Source organism: Corynebacterium sp. sy039 (assembly GCF_007904105.1).
Taxonomy (GTDB): domain Bacteria; phylum Actinomycetota; class Actinomycetes; order Mycobacteriales; family Mycobacteriaceae; genus Corynebacterium.
In genome coordinates, this window is sequence record NZ_CP042325.1 from 2,101,013 (window position 1) to 2,123,054 (window position 22,042).

At 50.3% G+C, this 22,042-nt stretch carries 14 protein-coding genes, 1 tRNA gene and 1 other RNA gene; 2 read left to right on the top strand and 14 right to left on the bottom strand.

Annotated features, from left to right (window positions below; all coding sequences use genetic code 11):
- Positions 1 to 44: 44 nt before the first annotated feature.
- From FQV43_RS09490 to ffs, 8 genes are all read right to left on the bottom strand, one after another.
- Positions 45 to 2,369 carry a DNA polymerase III subunit gamma and tau gene (locus FQV43_RS09490; protein WP_146340200.1) on the bottom strand — a complete coding sequence of 775 codons (2,325 nt, stop codon included), beginning with the start codon at positions 2,367 to 2,369 and terminating at the stop codon, positions 45 to 47.
- Positions 2,370 to 2,437: 68 nt separating this feature from the next.
- The gene (locus FQV43_RS09495) at positions 2,438 to 2,989 is read right to left on the bottom strand and encodes a suppressor of fused domain protein (protein WP_146340202.1); all 552 of its coding nucleotides are present in this window, start codon (positions 2,987 to 2,989) and stop codon (positions 2,438 to 2,440) included.
- Between the two features lie 51 nt (positions 2,990 to 3,040).
- Positions 3,041 to 4,339, bottom strand: a complete 1,299-nt coding sequence (locus FQV43_RS09500) for an aminotransferase (RefSeq protein WP_371710891.1) — start codon at positions 4,337 to 4,339, stop codon at positions 3,041 to 3,043.
- 271 nt (positions 4,340 to 4,610) lie between these two features.
- Positions 4,611 to 5,408: a hypothetical protein gene (locus FQV43_RS09505; protein WP_146340204.1), complete on the bottom strand. Its 798-nt coding sequence runs from the start codon at positions 5,406 to 5,408 to the stop codon at positions 4,611 to 4,613.
- On the bottom strand, positions 5,402 to 6,919 hold the full coding sequence (locus tag FQV43_RS09510; protein ID WP_146340206.1) for a hypothetical protein: 1,518 nt from the start codon (positions 6,917 to 6,919) through the stop codon (positions 5,402 to 5,404). The genes FQV43_RS09505 and FQV43_RS09510 overlap by 7 nt, the downstream gene beginning before the upstream one ends.
- Positions 6,916 to 7,299 carry a hypothetical protein gene (locus FQV43_RS09515; RefSeq protein WP_146340208.1) on the bottom strand — a complete coding sequence of 128 codons (384 nt, stop codon included), beginning with the start codon at positions 7,297 to 7,299 and terminating at the stop codon, positions 6,916 to 6,918. The genes FQV43_RS09510 and FQV43_RS09515 overlap by 4 nt, the downstream gene beginning before the upstream one ends.
- The gene (locus tag FQV43_RS09520; protein ID WP_146340210.1) at positions 7,286 to 10,648 is read right to left on the bottom strand and encodes a hypothetical protein; all 3,363 of its coding nucleotides are present in this window, start codon (positions 10,646 to 10,648) and stop codon (positions 7,286 to 7,288) included. The genes FQV43_RS09515 and FQV43_RS09520 overlap by 14 nt, the downstream gene beginning before the upstream one ends.
- Before the next feature lie 134 nt (positions 10,649 to 10,782).
- An RNA gene (gene ffs, locus FQV43_RS09525) (signal recognition particle sRNA small type) lies at positions 10,783 to 10,879 on the bottom strand.
- Positions 10,880 to 11,012: 133 nt separating this feature from the next.
- Between ffs and FQV43_RS09530 the strand changes: the two genes are divergently transcribed.
- Positions 11,013 to 11,099, top strand: a tRNA-Ser gene (locus tag FQV43_RS09530).
- 47 nt (positions 11,100 to 11,146) lie between these two features.
- Here the strand turns inward: FQV43_RS09530 and FQV43_RS09535 are convergent.
- Together FQV43_RS09535 and glf are read right to left on the bottom strand one after the other, a co-directional pair.
- Positions 11,147 to 12,967: an ATP-binding protein gene (locus tag FQV43_RS09535; protein WP_146340212.1), complete on the bottom strand. Its 1,821-nt coding sequence runs from the start codon at positions 12,965 to 12,967 to the stop codon at positions 11,147 to 11,149.
- A gap of 324 nt (positions 12,968 to 13,291) precedes the next feature.
- Positions 13,292 to 14,455, bottom strand: coding sequence for a UDP-galactopyranose mutase (gene glf / locus FQV43_RS09540; RefSeq protein WP_144275069.1), 1,164 nt, complete (start codon positions 14,453 to 14,455; stop codon positions 13,292 to 13,294).
- A gap of 324 nt (positions 14,456 to 14,779) precedes the next feature.
- Here glf and FQV43_RS10290 point away from each other — a divergent pair, with 324 nt between their 5' ends.
- Positions 14,780 to 16,921, top strand: a complete 2,142-nt coding sequence (locus FQV43_RS10290; protein WP_146340544.1) for an N-acetylmuramoyl-L-alanine amidase — start codon at positions 14,780 to 14,782, stop codon at positions 16,919 to 16,921.
- A gap of 9 nt (positions 16,922 to 16,930) precedes the next feature.
- Here the strand turns inward: FQV43_RS10290 and FQV43_RS09550 are convergent, their stop codons facing one another.
- From FQV43_RS09550 to FQV43_RS09565, 4 genes are all read right to left on the bottom strand, one after another.
- Positions 16,931 to 17,767, bottom strand: coding sequence for an HAD family hydrolase (locus FQV43_RS09550; RefSeq protein ID WP_146340214.1), 837 nt, complete (start codon positions 17,765 to 17,767; stop codon positions 16,931 to 16,933).
- Between the two features lie 68 nt (positions 17,768 to 17,835).
- Positions 17,836 to 19,374 (bottom strand): glycerol kinase GlpK, encoded by a 1,539-nt coding sequence (gene glpK, locus FQV43_RS09555; RefSeq protein WP_144275065.1) that lies wholly within the window; start codon positions 19,372 to 19,374, stop codon positions 17,836 to 17,838.
- A gap of 94 nt (positions 19,375 to 19,468) precedes the next feature.
- Positions 19,469 to 20,209 carry an MIP/aquaporin family protein gene (locus tag FQV43_RS09560; RefSeq protein ID WP_144275063.1) on the bottom strand — a complete coding sequence of 247 codons (741 nt, stop codon included), beginning with the start codon at positions 20,207 to 20,209 and terminating at the stop codon, positions 19,469 to 19,471.
- A 33-nt stretch (positions 20,210 to 20,242) separates the two neighbouring features.
- On the bottom strand, positions 20,243 to 21,964 hold the full coding sequence (locus tag FQV43_RS09565; protein WP_146340216.1) for a glycerol-3-phosphate dehydrogenase/oxidase: 1,722 nt from the start codon (positions 21,962 to 21,964) through the stop codon (positions 20,243 to 20,245).
- Positions 21,965 to 22,042: the final 78 nt, after the last annotated feature.

A 22,042-nucleotide genomic window follows, 5' to 3' on the forward strand; every position in this document is an offset into this window, starting at 1 on the left:
GTACCTTTCTTTTGCTTTTTTAAGACTACTGGCGAGTGTACCTGTTAGAGGCGACGCGCACCGAGTTCTTGCTCAAGAAGTTCCACTGCCACGGTCATGGCGTCGCGGTGATCAAAGTTCCCAGGCTCGCGCGCCTGCGACATCATCATTTCTTCTTCCTCTGCAATAGACGAATCCACTATATGCTGAGGTTCCGCCCCCGACGCTTTTTGCGCCTGTGGCTCAGAGTCTGCCCATTCAGGTTCCGGTGCTTCAGGCAGAGGAGCACCGTCGCTAAACGAATTTTTCTGCTGTTCCTGGGCTAATTGCTCAGCCCTCTCCCACCGACGACGCCTACGCGGTGGCTCTGGTGCGGGGGTCGCAGGAGTAGGAGCAGAGACTTGGGCTGGCGTAATCGGGGGAGCTACAGGTTTTTGAGGCTCATCATCGGTTATTGCCTGCCCTATGCGAGCGGGCTCTCCCCAACCATCGGTTTCTTCTGCTACTGGTTCTTGTGGTTCTTGCGCCGCCGTTTCTGCTACCTTTGCTGTCGCGGCCGTCTCTGGCTCAGGCTCAGGTTCCGATTCAGACTCTGCGGTGTCCTCTGTTTTCTCTGGGTTCCACACTGTAGGTTCTTGAGGTGTAGCCACATTACCCACTACATAGTGCGCATTTAATTCATGGCCAAACTCTTGGTTGAGCACATTTTTGATAATGCCATTATGCGGATCATTGTTGAGTCTATGGGCAAGTGCACCGGTGCTATGCATGAACACAATGGTGTTTTCTGCACTGTCAAAGTGATTCGGGCGTGCTCCTAGCAGCAAAATACCTGTGGCAGTATTTTCTTTGTGCACCTGAGCACGTATCTGCTCCCACTTTTCTTTTAATTGTGCAAAATTAAATTCGTGCTGTTGTTTGTGCTGTTCCTGCCCTTTGGACTGCTCTTGCTGCGCTTGTTGTGCTTGCTGCTCCGGTTGCTTCGGCTCTGACTGTTCTTTCTCACCGCGACTATGAGCACGCTCATCCACCACATCAGCAGGTGCTGCTGATTCTTGCTGTGCAGGAGGATTAGCAAGCTGTGCAGCTGCTGCTTGTGCTTCCCGCTCGGCTTTTTCTCGAGCAAGACGCACAGATTTGCGCTCATATTTCAGAGGGGCAGCTGCCGTATCCGCAGCGTTAGTCGCCACGCTAGCCGCAGCACCAGAATCAGCAGATCCAGCTTCAGTACGAGCAGGAGCAGCTGCCGCCACAGGCCGCGCTGGAACACCATGATCGTGTTGCACAGAGGATACGCCACCAGGAAGAAGCATTTTGGCACAGAGGATCTCAAGCAGTAATCGAGGCGAAGTACTGCCTTTAAGGCTTGAGAGTCCGTCGTTAAGCGTGGTAGCTAAGCGTGGCAAATCCGCATGACCAAAATGCGCTATTTGCTCCACTAACACCGCAACACGTTCTGGTGGCACATCGACTAATCCCATATCTACTGCTTGAGGCACTGCCTGGAGCAGCATGAGGTCCCGCAAGTGGTCGAGTAAGTCACCAGCGAATCTGCGTGGATCCAACCCGGCTTCAATAACTTTATCCACTGTGCCATATAGTTGTGCTGCGTCTAAGCCGCTGAGGGCATTCACGGCGGCGTCGATCAGTGTTTCATCGGTAGCGCCAAGCAGCATACGGGCACGAGAATAGCTCAAACCGTCTTTCTCTGTGCCGGCTAGGAGCTGGTCTAGCACGGATAACGTATCACGAGGAGAACCACCACCTGCGCGAATGACGAGTGGATACACAGATTCTTCTACCGGTATCCCCTCCCCCGCTACAGCATGAGAAATAACCTCACGCATTGCTTGTGGGGTGAGCAACCGGAAAGGATAGTGATGAACACGAGAGCGAATAGTGGGAATCACTTTTTCTGGCTCTGTAGTCGCAAAGATAAAAATAAGATGCGCAGGCGGTTCTTCCACCACCTTGAGCAGTGCATTTGCTCCGGCATTGGTAATCATGTGGGCTTCGTCGATAATGAAAATGCGATAGCGCGAGTCCGCTGGCGCATAGGCTGCCCGATCACGCAATTCACGCATATCATCGACACCATTGTGGCTTGCCGCGTCTAGCTCTGTGACGTCAAGAGTGCCAGGACCATTGGGGGCAAGCGCAATACACGACTCACACACACCGCAAGGGGTAGAGGTGGGACCTTGCGCACAGTTAAGACTACGCGCCAGGATACGTGCCGATGAGGTTTTACCGCAGCCACGCGGACCGGAAAATAAATAGGCGTGATTGATGCGCCCATTATCTAAAGCGGTGGATAATGGGGCAGTTACCTGTTCTTGACCAATGAGTTCTGCAAAAGATCCCGGTCGGTATTTACGATAAAGAGCCACGATTCATAGATTACCTAATGCTCTCGACGCGGGTGCCCCCATTGCCAATGAGAGAGGAATTTGGGGGTTTAGCGCGACCAATTATTGAGATCAATCTGTGCTTTCCCCATTTCTTTTTGCAACTCCACCACACCATAAGCAGTGGCGTATTCATATTCTTCTTGGGTGAGCATAACCACTTGCAGCAGAGCTGTGAGCTGCTGCTTTTCTGTGTATTGAGGCACTTGCCCTTGCCACACAAATGGGGAGATACACAGTCCATGCCGCACACTAATTGTTTCTGGCAGAGATGCCCGCTGGGCAAGGTCGGTAAGCATTGTGCCTGGTTGAGCAGTCAGAGTGCCGATATTCTGGGCAAAAGTATCCGCAGCAGCAAGCACAACACTGGCAACAGCGGGCATTTCGGCACGGGCAAGTGCAAAAAGCTCACTGCGTACACTTTTGTCACCGGCAACTAGACCAGTGTCCACTGCGTTGAAATTAAGCGTCGCCGCTAGTGTCTCCTCCGCCAATTGCGCAGTGGCTATATGGAACCCCTGCGGATTACCCACAGGAGCATTGAGCTGTATTTCAGCGGGAATGATGTTGCGATACCACTGAGCGACTTCTGCTATGTCCATCTCGTTCCCATCACACTTATCGACGCACCACGCTTGCCGACGCTCACCTGCTTAAAGGTCAAAATGCCCAGCCTCTACCGCAGCGAGCAAGACACAGGTAGCCACACCATCCATAGCAATCTCCAACTCCTCAATTGGCGGCAAAGAAGGCGCAAGGCGGATATTGCGATCAAGCGGATCATGATGCAATGGATAAGCAGAACCTGCCCCAGTAAGCGCAATACCTGCTTCTTTCGCTAACTCGACCACCCGGGCAGCAGTCCCCTCAATCACGTTGAGGGAAATGAAATAACCACCTTTAGGTTGGGTCCACTCGGCAACATCATACTCAGCTAAACGATCGTAAAGAATCTCAAGCACGCACTCAAACTTTGGCGCTAAAGAAGCAGCGTGCTTGCGCATAATTTCGCGCACACCATCAGCACTGCCAAAGAACTGAGCATGAGCAAGCTGGTTGATTTTATTGGGACCAATTCCACGAATAGCAGCATGACTCTCATACCAAGCGATATTTTCCAGTGAAGACGCAAAGAACGACACACCTGAACCAGCGTGGGTAATCTTTGAGGTAGAGCTCATGAACCAGAATCGGTGCGGATTACCTGCCTGCTGTGCAAAATCAATCACATTATGCACCTGAGGGAACTCGTCGTTTAGCGTATGCACTGCATAGGCATTGTCCCACACAATCCTGAAATCTGGGGCAGCTGTTTCTAGCGCAGCTAGCCCGCGACACACCTGCTCAGAATATGTAACACCCGTGGGGTTGCTGAACACCGGAACCGCCCACATCCCCTTAACCTGAGGGTCTTTCACCAACTCGCGCACAGCATCAATATCAACGCCGTCCTCGGTTAACTCCACTGGAATCATCTCAAAACCAAAATGCTCGGTGATAGCAAAATGGCGGTCATAACCTGGCACAGGACACAACCACTTGACCTTTTCCTCATCCTTCCAAGGGCGCTCAGAATCCTGAGTACCAAAAGCATACGCCCAGCTGATGAGGTCAAACATGATGTTCAGACTAGAACCATCACCAGCAATGAGCTTATCGACGCTTATCCCAAGCACCTCAGCCCATATAGCACGAATATCCTTAATACCTTTAAGACCACCATAATTACGGCAATCCGTGCCGTCGGCAGCGAGGAAGTTTTCCCCAGGCAAAGCCAACAACGGATTAGAAAAACTAAGCTGCTCAGCAGAAGGCTTACCGCGGGTGAGGTCGAGCTTAAGGTTACGAGCTTTGAGCTGCTCATATTCATGCTCAATACTGCTACGCAACTCCTCTAAATCAGCCTGCTGCATTGCGAGAGCAGCCTCTTCCATATCATGGCGTTGTGTCATTTTGATGCTCCAGGGATTGTCTCGTACGACCAGGAAAATAATTAATTTATACCTTCAAGAGTAGCTAAGTTTGACAGAAAAAACAGCCCCTCGAGCAGAACTTTTTAGATTAACTTTACGCACTTAATCCGATACCGCTCGCAGCTTTTCGACGTTGTGTTGAATGTGAAAAGTGGGGTGGTGCTTTGTCACACCACCCCACATCTGCGCCCACACTATACGTGCTATACGCGTGCAGGACACACCATCCCGTCTAAGAAGCAGGCTCCAACTACGCTGCTAGATGACCACCCGTAGTTACCCGCACACCAGACTTCTGAGTCTTGCCACCAGTATTAGTCTTAGCACCAGCCTTCACCGTCTTAGCGGTCTTATCCGCACCAGGCTCAGCCTTCACAGGCTCGCCAGACTCGGCAGGATTGGTGCCAGACTGGGCAGGACTATCACCAGGGTTGGTTGGTTTCTGGCAATGCTTCACAACCTCACCAGCAATCACACCACCAGACTGGCCAGGCTCAGACCCAGGTTTGCTGGACTCAGGTTCGCTTGGTGTGCCACACGCAGGCTTAACACCCACAGACTCACCACACGACCCAGCAGGCTTGTCCGCCTCAGGCTTGGAAGGCTTAGCAGGCTTAGCAGGTTTAGAAGGCTTGCCTTCCTCAGGCTGCTCTGGTTGTTCTGGTTGGTCAGGCTCCACCACCACAGCACGAGCCACATCAACATCCAACACAGGCTGATCAGAACCAGTCTCACCATCACCATACACAGGAGTTGCCTGGGCGGTTGCGATATTCACATGATCACCAGACGATGGTGCCTTGAGTGTCGCATGGCAGGTGAACGACTCACCAGGCTTGAGTGACTCTGGTTTATCCTCACACGTGATCTGATCCGATGGAATCACATTATCCGCAAGATCAATGTCTTCCAGTACTGCCGAACCAGTATTAGTCACCTCAAACACGATGTTCATGTCTTCACCTGGTTGTACTTTCACACCAGGCTTACTATTGGCATCATCACCATTAATCTTCTTCACCACTGTAATGGAAGGAACCTTCACCACCTCTCAGGCTCATCCACCCACGCACGAGCAACATCAGAATCCATAACAGGATCAGTCGGACCAGACTCACCCTCACCGTAGACTGGTGTGCCTTCAACCGTTGCGATATTCACATGATCACCAGACAATGGTGCCTTGAGTGTCGCAGAACACGTGAAACTCTCACCAGGATTCAACGTGTCAGGCTTATCCTCACACATAATATCTTTCGCATCAACCACATTATCCGACAATGCAACGTCCTCTAACGCCACATCACCATCATTCGATACCTCAAACACGATGCTCATATCCTCACCAGGTTGAACCTTCACACCAGGCTTCGCATTGGCATCCTCGTCGTTAATCTTCTTCACAACTGTAATAGACGGATTCATCACAGGTGCATCAGGAACATCCACCCACGCATTCGCCTCATCAACATCCTTAACCGGCCCATCAGAACCAGTCTCACCATCGGCGTACACCGGTGTGCCTTCAACCGTTGCGATATTCACGTGATCACCCGTACTTGGTGCCTTGAGTGTCGCATGGCAGGTGAACGACTGGCCAGGGTTGAGTGTTTCAGGTTTATCCTCACACACAATGTCTTTCGCTGGAATCACATTATCCGACACAGTAATGTCACCGAGTGTTGCGGTACCAGTATTGGTCACCTCAAACACAATGTCCATATCCTCACCAGGTGACACCTTCACACCAGGCTTAGAATTCGCATCATCGTCGTTAATCTTCTTCACCACTGTAATGGAAGGCTTCTTGACTTCTTTCTGTGGTTCATCCACCCACGCATTCGCCTCATCAGAATCCCGCACAGGAGAATCAGGGCCAGTCTCACCCTCACCATACACTGGTGTGCCTTCAACCGTTGCGATATTCACATGATCACCAGACGCTGGTGCCGCCAATGTCGCATGGCAGGTGAACGACTCACCAGGCTTGAGTGTTTCAGGTTTATCCGCACAGGTGATGTGGTCTGCTGGAATCACATTATCCGACACAGTGACATTGCCTAGTGTTGCGGTACCAGTATTGGTCACCTCAAACACGATGTCCATATCCTCACCTGGTTGAACCTTCACACCAGGCTTCGTGTTCGCATCCTCGTCATTAATCTTCTTCACCACAGTAATAGAAGGCTTCTTCACTTCTTTTTGTGGTTCATCCACCCACGCACGCGCAGGATCATCATCAGACACAGGGCTTGTGGGACCAGACTCACCATCACCATACACAGGTGTTGCCTGGGCGGTTGCGATATTCACATGCTCACCCGTAGCAGGAGCCTTCAATGTCGCAGAACACGTAAACGACTGGCCAGGCTTGAGTGACTCTGGTTTATTCTCACAGGTGATGTCTTTCGCTGGGATCACATTATCCGTGAGATCAATCTTTTCCAGTGTTGCCGAACCAGTATTGGTCACCTCAAACACAATGTCCATGTCACTACCTGGCCCAACTTTCACACCAGGATACACATTCGCATCATCACCATTAATCTTTTTGATCACACTAATAGCAGAGTCTTCACCACCGAAGCTGGCTCATCCACCCACGCACGCGCAGGATCAACATCCGACACAGGGCTTGTGGGACCAGACTCACCCTCACCATAAACAGGTGTGCCCTCTACTGCCGCGATATTCACATGCTTACCAGACACAGGAGCCTTCAACGTAGCAGAACACGTAAACGACTGACCAGGCTTAAGTGACTCTGGTTTATTCGCACAGGTGATGTGGTCTGCTGGGATCACATTATCCGTGAGATCAATGCTTTCCAGTGCCACATCACCATCATTCGTCACCACAAACGAGATGCTCATATCACTACCAGGGGCTACACCCACACCAGGATACGCATTCGCATCATCACCATTAATACTCTTCAACCTTCACAGAAGGAACCTTGGCTACTTTTACTGGTTCATCCACCCACGCACGCGCAGGATCAACATCCAACACAGGGCTCGTTGGACCAAACTCACCATCACCATACACCGGGGTACCCTCTACTGTTGCGATATTCACATGATCACCAGACACAGGAGCCTTCAATGTCGCAGAACACGTAAACGACTCGCCAGGATTGAGGGTTTCCGGTTTGTTCGCACAGGTGATATCTTTCGCAGGGATCACATTATCCGTGAGATTAATGTTCTCTAGTGCTGCCGAACCATCATTAGTCACCTCAAACGACACCTTCATATCCGCACCAGGGGCTACCCTCACACCCGGTGCCACATTCGCATCATCACCATCAATCTTCTTAATCACTTTAATCGATGGGATTTTGGCTACTTTCGCTGGCTCATCCAACCACGCAAACGCCGAATCATCATCAGTGACAGGAGTATCACCCACAGGATGACCCTCCTCATCCACCGGAACACCAGTTACTGTCGCAGTATCCTTATGTGTGACACCAGAGCTTGGTGCCGGCAACGTGGCCGTACACGTAAACGACTCACCCGGTGCAAGAACATCTGGTTTATTCTCACACACAATATCCTGAGCATTCTTAATCTGATCGTCAGACACTGTCACGTCTTTGAGTGGTGTTTCACCCGTGTTCGACACCTCAAACGAAATGTTCAACGACTCACCAGGTTTCACAGCAACACCAGGCTCACGATTCGCATCATCACCATTAATCAACTTCACCACCCGAACACCAGGAACACGTGGTTTCAGTTTGTGTGCATGCGCTGGATTCGACCCAGTCACCTCACCCGCAGGACCAGTCGTACCCTCCTCATACACAGGCACACCTTTTACCGTCGCAGTGTCTTTATGCGTTTGGCCAGCCTCAGGTGCCGGTACTGTCGCCGTACACGTAAACGATTCCTTCGGCTGTAACACTGCTGGTTTATCAGCACACACAATAGCCTGAGCATCAGTGATCTGATCATCTGTTACTGTCACGTCTTTCAATGGTGCCTCACCGGTGTTAGTGACCTCGAACGACACAGTCATCGTATCGGCATCAGAAGCAATCACAACACCAGGTGCCGTATCAGCATCATCACCATTAATCTTCTTCACCACCCCAATACCAGGAACCACAACTTTAGGCTCAGGAACAGGAACCACAGACGACGACGTAGGAGCAGAAGAACTAGATGTAGGCTCAACCGACGAAGTAGTAGGTGCCACAGAACTAGACGTAGGCTCAACCGATGAAGAAGAAGTAGTCGACGGTGCCGCAGAACTAGAAGTAGTTGACGGTGCAGACGACGAGGTAGTTGGTGTTGACTCAGGAACATGCGCATTCGCAGGATCCTGCCCTGTCACATCCCCACCATCAACAGGATTACCATCCTTATCCACAGGTGTTGCTGTTACCGTCGCAATGTTTGTATGCTGCTCACCCGCTTTCAGAGCAGGCAATGTTGCAGAACATTCCACTGTTTCAGCAGGCTGCAACACAACAGTGTCAAGACTCGTATCACCACAAGTGATTTGATCAGCTGGGATCTTATCATCGACAAGCTTCAGGTTCTTCAGCACAGTATTACCCGAGTTACGGATCGTGAACGTGAAATTCAACTTGTCTTCAGTCTTCACCGCAACACCAGGAGCCTCATTCGCATCCTCACCATTGACCTTCTTGGTCACACTCACACCAGGAACAGGTTTTGCTTGGAGTGGATCACCATGAGCAATACCCTCCTGAGCAGCAAACGGCGTAGCACCTGCGTCACCACAAGAACCATAGTGTGCACTATTTTCGACATGTCCCTGACCAGACTTATAGCTTTCAGGATCAGTGGAATACGTCAGGATAGTGTTGTACTTCGCAGCACCAGAATACGGAGCAAACACATCAGAACCCAAAAGACCTATGCTATACAAAGAGGATTTACTGAGTACATCAGCGACAGCATTAGCGCTAGCATTACCATTTTCATCAATGTCTGTAGTAGTTTTTTGAGCTTTCAGTGATGTGACCTCTTCACCCCAGGCGTTTTTCATGATCACAGGTTGTCCCAACCCAGAAACCTTGTAATCCACGTACACGGTGCCGTTTGCAGGATCATCATTGGATCCAATGATTTCAGGTTTATGAGCTTTCTGCCAATCTAGATAGGTAAAATGAAACATCGCTCCTATTATGTCGGCGTCTTTTTGGGTGATTGTTTTACTGTTCCAGTCAAAGGACTCGCTTAGTCCGTTGGTTCCTGGTTGTGCTTTCGCTTTGATACTTTCAACATCGAAGTCAGGTGGATATACAGAGGCTTGTGGTGGCACAGGAGTACCCTCAGGGTACTTCGTGTCTAGATCAGCAGGCTTCCACCCACCATTCTTATTGGCAAAACCATCCCGAGCATTCAGTAAAACTGTACTACTTTCAATGAGTTTCGTCATTTTCATGGGTGTTTGTGCTTCATCGACACGTACACGTACATAAATGTCTTGGAAGGTTTCGTTCGCGGCACCCGCATCACCAATCGGTGGAGTCACATATACACGACCTGTCGCCGACCCATACACGCCAGCACCTTGTGTAGCGGATGAACTGGTAGCTGAATAATACTTCAGATACATGGGCTCCGTACTACATGCCATGACTGGAATGGGCATTCCCACAACCGTGCCACGAGGAGTAGGGTTCGTGTTGGTGTTACATTTTCCGCCATCACGTTCAACTGTAGTGTATAAATCCCACTCATGATTGTTACCCTGCGAGTCAGTTGTCGTCGCAGTGTATTTCACAGATTCCGGATCGCGCTCACATGCACCTTGAGGAATCTCCTCTGTACGTGTGAACTGTGCCGTACGATTCACTAATCCTTCAGCCTCTGCTTGCAACGTCACACGATAACCACCGTTGTCTATCGACTCGGCAACAGCGATGACTTTTCCTGTCTCAGTATCCTTCAGTAGCAAATCACCACTGATAACAGGAAAAGCAGAATGAGAAGAATCTCCTTCTGCTTGCCTATTCACCTTGAACTCAACATAATCTCCTGGTTTCGCGTCATCAGGGAAAGCGAAATCAACAGTCAACACAACCTTATCTTTATTATTAGGATCAGCTGTTACTGTTTTGTTCACAATCACCGAATCAGGCAGCTGCTTCCCACTAGCAGTATCTGCTGCTGGCGTGGTGTCATCAGCAGCCCACACTACAGGCGCACCAACACCAGAGCCAGCACCTCCCCACATACCACTGGACAATAATCCAGTAGTCATAATCACCACACCTACCCGGCGCAGCAACCAGTGTTTCTTCCCCATGAACACTCCTTAGAAAAACCTTAAGAAAACATAAAACACCTAAAGAGTAGCCCCCCCCCCCCATAAAAATGTCCAGCCGAAAAACACACCAAAAACGCACGACTACCCCCATAAACACCCCGTACCACCCCATAAGAAAAGGGACCCCGCACACCCGCCAGAGCCCGCTGACCCTTGCTGCATTCCTGCCCTGGGGGAGTTCACGGGATAAACGCCATGCGAAGTCCTGCCACACACAATAGCGCATTTTCTTATAAAGCCCAAAGTGTGCCTTGACATGACGTCGATAAGCTGCGTATAGCTTGTGATTTGCAGTTGAGGCACCCCTATGTGTACTGTCTTTCGAGTACACATTTTGTGTGTTGGAGGATTCGACTAGCGGCCTATGTCACACGCCTGGAACGCGTGCGGGAGCAATCCCTCAGGGGTTCAAATCCCCTATCCTCCGCCAACTCCCTCTAGCCCTTACCGCTAGAGGGAGATTTTTGCTACATACCTCTAAGTCCGCGCATATTTTGTGTCTCGACGCCCCTGCTTACCAAGCATCTGAATGTATCCGCGCTCAATGAGCCAACTTAGGGCAAAACGAGTTTGACCTTCGCTAAGACCTGTGACTGCTATGAGTTCCTGTAAAGTTGCCGGTTTGTTGATTGCAGCCAATTGATCCAAAGCATCAAGAATCGCAGGACCGTTCTTTGTAAGTGGTTCACTCCTTTCTCCTTCAAGTTTCTCCCCATCGGTTATTTCAACGGCTGCTTTAGCAGAATCAGCAGATATTTTTGTAGTGTTAGCTCCTTTCACAAGATTTTTAGCACGATAAAGTTTCACTCTATTAACTGTTTTGGTGGTAACATCTTCCATGCTTTCTATTTCTTTGAGGATTGACCGTGCTTGGTAAGCATCCACACCAAACTCTTCCTTAATTCGTGGCGCAGACCATTCCTCTCCATCACGTAAACTCATAATTATCTTCACCGCAGTCTCCGACAGAGGAGAAACTTGAAGATTATTCTCGTATCTGGACAAATCCTCATGCGTTAGGAGAGCATGACGAGAAAGCTGCGCCATGAACATGATTCCTTGATCCTTGAAATGAGGGGATCGTAAGCCTGCCTGCTGCATAGCCGTTATAGTTTCTGCAATGCCACCGCCTTCTCCTTCGATCACACGATTACCGTCGTGCATCCGGAGATGTTTACAAATCTCATACAGAGTTGGATTGACTGCTGATTTTCCTCCCGGTTGTCCCAATTGGCTCTCTGAAACACCCCATAACCCACCTGGACTTGTGATGATCAGGGAATCATTTTTAATACGAATCTCAATGCGTTTTGTGTCTGTCACGGAATCCAAATTGCGGTGGATCAAGGCGTTAGCAATGATCTCACGAACCGCACGCATTGGTAGTTCACTCTGATTTTGTCCGTGACCTGCGGTGGTATAGCTTATGCGAGTCAGTGTATTACGCATAACCCACTCTAGTGACTGTTCTAGTAAGTCTGGGATTGGTCCTGTGAAATGCTTAAGGTCTTGGGTTCGTGCTCCGTCGATTATGGAATCAAGTTGAACAGCACAAGTGATGCCCAAACTTGGGTTAATTCGCTGCGGAGCAATGCCAAGGGCATAAAGACCAGCAAGGGAGGCACGACCATCCCTGCTGGTTACCCCAGTATTAAATAGGATCTGTTCATCCGTTAATGCAGCTTGACGACGCGACTGTATGCGAACTTCCCTCAGATAAACAGCAAGTAAATCTGGATCCAGGTCATCAATAGCACTGTCATCCACAAAAACACGATCCGGGTGAGTTCGCTGGAAAGCTTGAGTTTTGAGGAGCTCAAGCTGGGCAATTTCTTGCACACTGAGCTCATAGTCACCATCTGCTTGGCGCAGGTATGCGGAACCAGCGTAGTAAGCTGGGCGATCTGATAATGGAAGCCCTTGAACGTGAACGATAAGCACTGTTTTATTTGCTGATTCAGTTGCTGAGGATGTGGAAGCAGAAAGATCTGCAGGGAGAGTAACAGTTGAAAATGAGCAGTTCACGGGAGGAGTGATAGAGTCACGGGCTTGGCTAGCGATGCTTTGCTCATAGCTTGCGACATCACTAATTCCAGTTACAGAGAATCCTGCTTTTTCGTCAATTCCTATGACAATAACGCCACCATCAGGCGTGTTCCCAAAAGCAGAAAGAGTCTCTCCGAGGTGTGGGACTCCATTTCTGCCGGTTTTTACTTCCACCTCGTACTTATCGCCACCACGAAGGCGTAGTTCATCAATAAGGTGAAGCACATCATCATCAGTCCAATTCAGAGTCACACTTAAACTTTAAGTGTGCAAGACTTAAACTTCAAGTGTGGACAAGAGTTTAAGTGTGAAAAATCCTGCCAACCCTATTCAACAGGGAAAACTCCCGCTTTAGAGATTTTTAGAGTTTTCCAACACTCTCACACTTAAACTTTTAGTACACAGACTTAAACTATAAACCCCACACTTAAACTTTAAGTGTGGGAAAGTTGCAGTCTTAAAGTTTAAGTGTGAGGTGGGTCATTTTCAGGCACCAAACCGGAGCCAGGAACCATACGAACCACACCCAGCACCTCCAGGAATGATTCAGCCTCTCTCGCCTTTAGCTTAAAGCGGCTAGCTCAGTTCGTCGATAAGCTTGTTATCAAACATGGATAGCGCAGATGCAATCGCCATGTGCATATCGAGGTACTGATAAGTGCCGAGCCTGCCACCAAAGTAGACCTTATTTTCTGCGGTTTCAGCGTCGGCAAGCTCACGGTATTTGAGTAGCTTTTCGCGGTCGTCAGGAGTGTTGATTGGGTAATATGGCTCGTCATCTCCCTCGGCAAAGCGTGAATACTCTTTCATAATGACGGTCTTGTCTTTGGGGTAGCTGTCTTCGCGCTCTGGGTGGAAGTGGCGGAATTCATGAATACGTGTGTAAGGGAACTCGGCATCGTTGTAGTTCATCACTGGCGTACCTTGGAAATCGCCTGTAGGCAGCACCTCTGTCTCAAAGTCGAGCGTGCGCCAGCCTAATTTTCCTTCCGAATAGTCAAAGTAGCGATCTAGCGGTCCGGTATATACAACAGGCGCATCGGGATTCTGGGCGCGTAGTTCTTCTCGCACCTCAAACCAGTCAGTGTCTAGGCGTACTTCAATGTTTTCGTGCGCTGCCATATTTTCCAGCCATTGCGCATAGCCGTCGACGGGCAGGCCTTCGTATGTGTCGTTGAAATAGCGGTTGTCGAAGTTGTAGCGCACTGGCAGACGGGTGATATTACCTGCTGGCAGCTCTTTTGGATCTGTTTGCCATTGCTTGGCGGTGTAGTCGCGGATGAATGCTTCGTAGAGTGGGCGACCGATAAGCGAGATTGCTTTTTCTTCTAAATTGGTAGCATCTTCGGAGTTGATTTCGCTTGATTGCTGCGCAATGAGTTCGCGGGCTTCATCTGGGGAGTAATAACGACCAAAGAATTGGTTAATCAAACCAAGCCCCATCGGGAATTGGTATGCGGTACCTTTGTGCATGGCAAAAACGCGGTGCTGGTATCCGGTGAAGTCGGTGAACTGATTAACATATTTCCACACTCGTTCATTGGAGGTGTGGAATAGGTGTGCACCGTATTTATGGATTTCAATTCCGGTTTCTGGTTCCGCCTCGGAGTAGGCATTGCCGCCAAGGTGGGAGCGACGTTCTACGATGAGAACTTTTTTATCTAGTTGGCTTGCTGCGCGCTCTGCGACGGTAAGCCCAAAAAGACCAGAACCGACCACGATTAAATCGAAATTACTCATAGCCTCGAGACTATCCTAAACCCAGTGCTAATTCAGGGAAGCAACCAGTTAATCACCGATTTAATTGGATTTAATTGCATATGGAATAAAAAATTTTTAGAATTCACAGTTTTCATCGAACACCGCGCTCATGCACCATTTTTCACATATGCAACATAGAAAACTACAGGATTATAGCACCTCATCTGTTTCATTAACCTCATTCATATACTAGACTTGCCAAAGATTGAAAAATGTCCCAGCAGCACCACGACGATATGAGTAACTAAGGGAGTGTTCTACGTGCCGCAACGGAAAAAGAAAAAACTCGCACCGCGCACAGGCTTGAGCGCGCTTATTGTTAAGCCACTCAGCGCGGCTGTCATAACGACCACTGTGGTTGCCACAGGTCTTGTCGCAGCCGGCGGTACCTCCATCCTGCGTACCGACGGCGATGCCATCGCCCCCATCGACCCCACCCTTGCCACTGACTCTCTTGCCTCCGGCGAAAACGTCGTCATTGACGATCCAGCAATCGCCACCCAAGGCACAGGCGAGGCAGCACGCACGGTAAAGCAATTCAACCGTGCTGATGAGTTCTCTCAATTCGCCCTGACCTGGACCGGCGAAAAAGACATAGCCGCCTTTGTGCGTAGTCAACGCAACGACGGTTCGTGGACCTCCTGGTTTAAGGCAGAACCTGCGGATAACGCCGTAGACACCCCAGGTGCAAAGCACGGTACCGACCTGGTTTATGTGGAACCCACTCATACCGTGCAAGTTTCTCTGGCAGGCGTCGATCTGCTCAGCCCAGCTAACACTGATCCTGCTGCACCTGCCTCCGCCGCAGCCAAAGCAGCAGATTTCGACGTAGTGTTCATTGACGGTGGCGAATCCACCACTCCAACTGGTGGCATCAATCTCACCGCAGACTCCGACGGAATGCCACGCGTTATCTCCCGCGCGGGTTGGGGAGCTGATGAGTCGTTACGCTGCCAACAACCTACCTACAACGATGGTGTTTCCGCAGTAACCATCCACCACACAGCTGGTTCCAATGACTACACCGAAGCACAAGCACCTGGTATCGTCCGCGGTGTCTACAAGTACCACGCTCAAACCCTCGGCTGGTGCGATATTGGTTACCAATCCCTTGCTGACAAATACGGCAACCTCTACGAAGGACGTTTCGGCGGTCTGAATAAAGCTGTTGAGGGCGCTCACGCAGGCGGATTCAACGAAAATACCTGGGCAATTTCCATGCTTGGCAACTACGATATTGCAGAAACCACCCCGCAGATGATTAAAGCCGTCGGAGAGCTTGCTGGTTGGCGCGCAAAGGTAGCTGGCTTTGATCCAACTGGTTCCGACACTCACTATTCAGAGGGATCCTCGTACACCAGCTATGCCTATGGCACCCCAGTTACTTTGCCTAATATCTTCGCGCACCGCGACGTTGGTCTAACCTCGTGCCCTGGTGAATATGGTTATGCGCAAATGGATAATATCCGCAGAATTGCCAAAGAAAAATATGATTCTTTGATTGCAGGCGCTAACCCACCTGCACCTGCACCTGCACCTGCACCTGCACCTGCACCTGCACCTGCACCTGCACCTGCGGAGAATAGCACGACAGCAGCACCAGCAACTACTAGCACTGCCGCACCAGTTACCCCTGCGGCGGCAGCAACACCAGCTGCGCTCGTTCCTGCGGCAATCCAAACCACAAGTGCCAAAACCGAAGCAGCAACGACAACTGAACCAACTGTAGTCCCTAGCCCTATTGCCCCAGTGACTCATACCGCTACTACTGCAATAACCACCACTGCTACGGCAACTACTACAGCTATCGAAACAGAGACTGCCACCGAGACAACAACAGCAACAGCAACAAAAACGCTGACCACCCAGGCTGTCGCAGAGCCAGAAACTCATGCGAGCACCACAAACGCTGCTGAACCAACATCTGCGGTGAGCGTCGAAAAGCAGACGCAAGAGCAAAAATCAGCGCCCGAGCATGAGAAAATTGCCCAGGCAGGACTCAGCGAAATCGAGGACACCACCGAGGCTCCTAAGCGACAATCCTCCGGAATCCGCTTGTCTGATTTGCGCGCACTGCTCAATAATATCGCCTCATTCTTCAATGACCTGCGACTCACCCTTGGTTACGCTCACACTGGTTCTGCAACCAGCTCACCGCTGGGCAAACCACGTTCTGGTGTGAATACTTATACTGATTCACAAGGCCAACCCGTGCGCTATGTGCTTTTCGACAATGGAATTCTGGTTGATTCTCAAATCACTGGCGTACAAGCACTGTGGGGTCGCATTGCCGACGCATGGGCTAACCAAGGACTTAGCCTTGGGGCACTCGGCTTGCCGATTAGCCAAGAATACCCAGCTGGCGGGCTTATTCGTGCTGATTTTCAACATGGATACATCACTTTCGACCCAGCCACAGGGCAGATCCAAGTGATTAATTACTAGGACACATCCCTAGAACCAGCGCTCTAGTACCTGCGCCACTCCGTCGTCCGTATGGGGTGGTGCTATTTCTTGCGCAACCTCTTTCACCTCTGGGCGGGCATTACCCATTGCCACGCCATGCCCAACCCAGGAAAGCATTTCGATGTCATTAGGCATATCGCCAAAGGCAATGATTTCATGCTGTGCTACCCCATACTGCTGGGCAAGATAGCGCACCCCGGTAGCCTTGGTGACCCCTGGTGCAGTGAACTCCAGTAATCCCTTGTCCATCGAATAGGTCATATGCACGCGGGTGCTATCAATATGTGGGGCAAGAGCAGCGTACATATCTGCTGCTTTCAGCTCAGGATTCAGCAGGAGCATTTTTACTGCTGGGCGCGCGATAACCTCGTCAGGAGCAGCTATCCCAAACCCCTCTTTGCCAATGAGGTCACTGTAGCGATGATCGGAAATGAACAAGCTATCAACGGGATCATAAGCCGATTGTCCTGCCCGCTCACAGGCTATATTGATCCCGCCCAATGGGGTAAAGACCTCTGTAGCGATGCTATATACATGGCTCATTGCCTCAGGGGTTAGTTCATGCGCGTGCACTATATGGTCATGAGCACTGTCATAAATAACTGCACCATTGGAAAGCACGCATAATGGTTTCTGGCTAAGCTGCTCGACGACCTCCAATAGCCACCTATGCGGTCTGCCCGTCGCTAATGCAAAATGCGTGCCCTGCGAGGTGGCGCGTTCGACGACTGCACGAGTGCGTGGTGCAACTCGAGCATTTTCCCCCAAAAAAGTGCCATCAATATCACTGACAATAAACCGAGGAGCTGCACCAAAATCGACCATAGCCTTTAGCCTACCTCAGTCGTCAGTGCAGCTCTTCTCATGATGAGTAACCTAACGCATAAGCGGGATCAGATTACATCGTCTTCTACAGTGTCTTCCCAGTCTAAGGAGCGCTTTATCGCACGTTTCCACTCACGGTAGAGTTCTTCTACCTTTTCTTTTTCCATCTTTGGTTTCCAGATTGTCGGTTCGCCCTTTTGGGAACCAAGCACCTCGAGATTCTCCCAGAAACCAGCGGCAAGACCAGCAGCAAAAGCGGCACCTGTGGCAGTAGTCTCCACGTTCTTTGGTCGGTGCACGTTCACGCCCAAGACATCAGCCTGGAATTGCATCAGCAGCTCGTTATAGGTCATGCCACCGTCGACGCGCAGGTCAGTGATAGCAACACCAGAGTCTGCAACCATCGCATCGGCGACATCACGGGTTTGGTATGCGGTTGCTTCGAGCACTGCGCGTGCAATGTGATTGCGATTAGCAAAGCGAGTAAGACCAACGATTACACCGCGAGCGTCTGGGCGCCAATATGGGGCAAAAAGTCCAGAGAACGCGGGAACAATATACACACCACCATTGTCTTCTACTGACCTTGCCAAGTTCTCTACCGCAGCTGAGTTAGGAATGAGCTGCAAGTTGTCACGCAGCCACTGCACCAGAGAACCACCCATAGAAACAGAACCTTCGAGAGCATACACTGGTTTTTGCCCTTCGATCTGGTAGCACACAGTGGTAAGCAAGCCATTATCAGACCACTTCGGTGTAGTACCAGTGTTAAGCAGCAAGAATAGGCCAGTACCATAGGTATTCTTGGCATCGCCTGGGCGGAAACAACCTTGACCGAACATTGCCGACTGCTGGTCGCCCAAAATTGCCTTAATCGGCACGCCGCTGAGTGAACCACGTTCCCGAACTTGGTGGAAATCGCCTACCGACGGGCGAATTTCCGGCAACATTGACATAGGAATACCCATAGCCGCACATAGTTCGGTATCCCATTGCAGCGTCTCAATATCCATCAAGAGGGTACGTGAGGCATTCGTTACGTCGGTAGCGTGGAGTGCTTCATGACCATTATCGCCTTCAGCACCACCGGTGAGGTTCCACAGCAGCCACGTATCAGTGGTGCCAAAGAGCAGATCTCCTGCCTCGGCGCGTTCGCGGGCACCAGGTACGTTGTCGAGAATCCATTTGATTTTTGGACCTGATGGGTATGAATTAATCAGCAACCCAGTTTTGCGACGCCACTTGTCAGGGTCTTTGTCGCCAATAAGTTCTTTACAAATCTGCGTGGTACGCGTGTCCTGCCACACGATCGCGTTATACACTGGCTCACCAGTGTTTTTATCCCATACGACCGTGGTTTCACGCTGATTGGTAATACCAATGGCAACCAGGTCAGAAGGAGAAACATCGCCGTCGGCAAGGGCGCTGCCTACTGCGCGACGAGTGTTATCCCAGATCTCTTTCGGGTCATGCTCTACCCAGCCTTTTTGCGGAAAGATCTGCTCGTGTTCGTATTGCCCCACTGAGACTTGATTGCCGTCGTGGTCAAAGATGATAAAGCGAGTAGAGGTAGTGCCTTGGTCAATCGCACCAACATATTTAGTCATAATTTTCCTTCACGTTTTTGGTTTGTATGGTTGTTGTGGGCTTTATCGGCTTTATGTTCACAGCTTTTCGACGCCACGCCGGGCCCCACAGAACTTAAAGAGCAACAAGCGCAAGCAATCCTGTTGCCACGGCAGCAAGCAAGGGACCAACGATAGGAACCCATGCGTATCCCCAGTTCGCGCTACCTTTTCCTTTGATAGGCAGGACAAAGGCATAGGCTAGGCGTGGACCAAAGTCACGCACTGGGTTGATGGCATAGCCTGTAGGAGAACCAAGGGACAAACCAATTCCGACCACTGCGAATGCCACAGCTACATATTTGAGTCCACCGATTTCCCCGCCACTTGGACCAAATGCAATAAAAGACAGAAGTACAAATGTACCAATAAACTCGGTAACCACATTCCAACCATTGTGTGGGTGTGCCGGTGCAGTGAAGAAGATACCGCCGGTATCTTTGTTTGCGCCCGTTTCTTTGCCGTGCTCATCGTAGTTATTCGCGTCGAAAAGCTGCTTAAATGCAGCCCATGCCGCAATCGCCCCGACAAAAGCCCCAGCTAGTTGTCCAACAACATACCAAGGCACTAAAGACCACGCTAAGCTGCCTTTCACGGCGAGCATGAGCGTTACTGCTGGGTTGAGGTGCGCTCCAGACGCGTCGGCAATGCTTGCACCCACAAACACTGCCATGCCCCACCCCAAAGCGATGACGATCCAGTCAGAGTTTTTGGCTGCAGAGGTGCGCAAAGTATTTAATGCACATACGCCATTGCCAAGCAAGAGCAGTATTGCTGTTCCAAAAAACTCCCACATCATCAATGATGCACCGGACATATTTTTGCCTTTCTACTTCTACTTTCCTTCGACCTAGAGCTCAGTTATTTCCGCTCTGGTATCAGCCGCAGCTGTGACAATGCCATTTGCTTCCTCGTCGGTGAGGGCTTGTTCTGCTTCTAATTCAGCCGCAACACGCGCACGGAAGTTTTTAAGCTCAGCTGCAATGTGTGTGTCATCCCAACCCAATAGCGGGGCGACGAACTTCGCTACGTCTTCAGCACTATCGACACCACGATGGCCATATTCCATTGCCACGCGCAATCGACGATTCAGAATATCCTCTAAATGCAATGCCCCTTCATGGGTAACTGCATAGCGAACCTCAGCCCATATATAGCCCTGTGCTGCTGTTACTGGTTCAAGCAAAGAGGAATCTTCTTGGGCTGGTGCCAGCACTTCCGCAATAAGAGAGCCATAGCGATTGAGTAGGTGCTGCACAGTTTTTTCGGTAATGCCATAGCGCCGCGCCAACGCTGGCACTTGATTAGCCAAAGCATGATAACCATCAGCACCCAAAATAGGGGTGCGATGAGTGATGGATTCAGAAACAGCAGAAGATAATTCTTGTGCAGCTAAATCCACAGCGTCTTTGCCGATAACTCGATATGTGGTGTACTTGCCACCTGCTACCGACACTAAACCAGGCAACACCTTTGCCACAGCATGATTGCGAGAAAGATTCGACGTGGAATCAGATTTTCCACTGAGCAAAGGACGCAAACCTGAGTACACGCCCACAATATCTTGATGAGTAATTGGGTTTGCGACGCGCTGATTAACCTGGTCAAGGATGTAATCAATGTCAGCACGGGTAGGAGCTGGATCAGGTTTGGATAGATGTCTTTCCCAATCGGTATCAGTAGTACCGATAATCCAATACTCACCCCACGGAATAACAAAAAGTACTGATTTTTCAGTAACAAAACACAATGCTGCCTCGGCATCAAGTTTTGCTTTCGGAACCACAATATGCACACCTTTAGAGGCATGAACAGAAAACTTACCTTGTGCACCTGCAAGTTTTTCTATTTCGTCATTCCACACTCCGGTGGCATTGATAAAGACCTTGCCTTTGATTGTGGTCTGTTCGCCTGTGTCGCTGTCTCGCAAAGTAGCAGCAACTACTCGGTTGCCTTCTTTCACAAAATCTACTAGCTGCGTCGAGGTGCGCACTGTTGCCCCATACTCCGCGGCAGTTCTCAGCACTGTCATGGTATGACGAGCGTCGTCAACGAGAGTGTCATAGTAGCGCACCCCACCGACGATGGCATCATTTTTGAGCCCCGGTGCAATGTTGAGCACACCCTTACGACTCAGGTGCTTTTGCATCGGTACTGATTTCGCGCCACCCATGAAGTCGTACAAGGTAAAGCCACCAAACATCATCACGCGTTCCCAAATGCGATGCGTCAGCGGGAAGATAAAGCGTAATGGCTTCACCAAATGCGGTGCCAGGGTAGACATATTGAGCTCACGCTCATGGAGTGATTCGGCAACAAGACGGAAGTCAAGCATTGCGAGATAGCGCAGTCCACCGTGGAACATTTTAGAAGATCGTGATGAGGTGCCGGCGGCAAAATCACGCGCTTCAATCACGGCAGTTTTAAGACCACGTGTTGCAGCGTCTACTGCCGCACCTGCTCCCACGGAGCCACCGCCAATGATGACTACGTCGTATTCTTCTTCACTAAACTTTTGCCATGCCTGCGCAAAATAATCAGGGTTAAACTGCTGTGTGCTTGTCGATGCCATATCTTATGGCAACTCCTCTCAGCCAGGTTGTAGTGCACCAGATACTGCAGATACCGCAGATAGATTATCTCGGGTTCT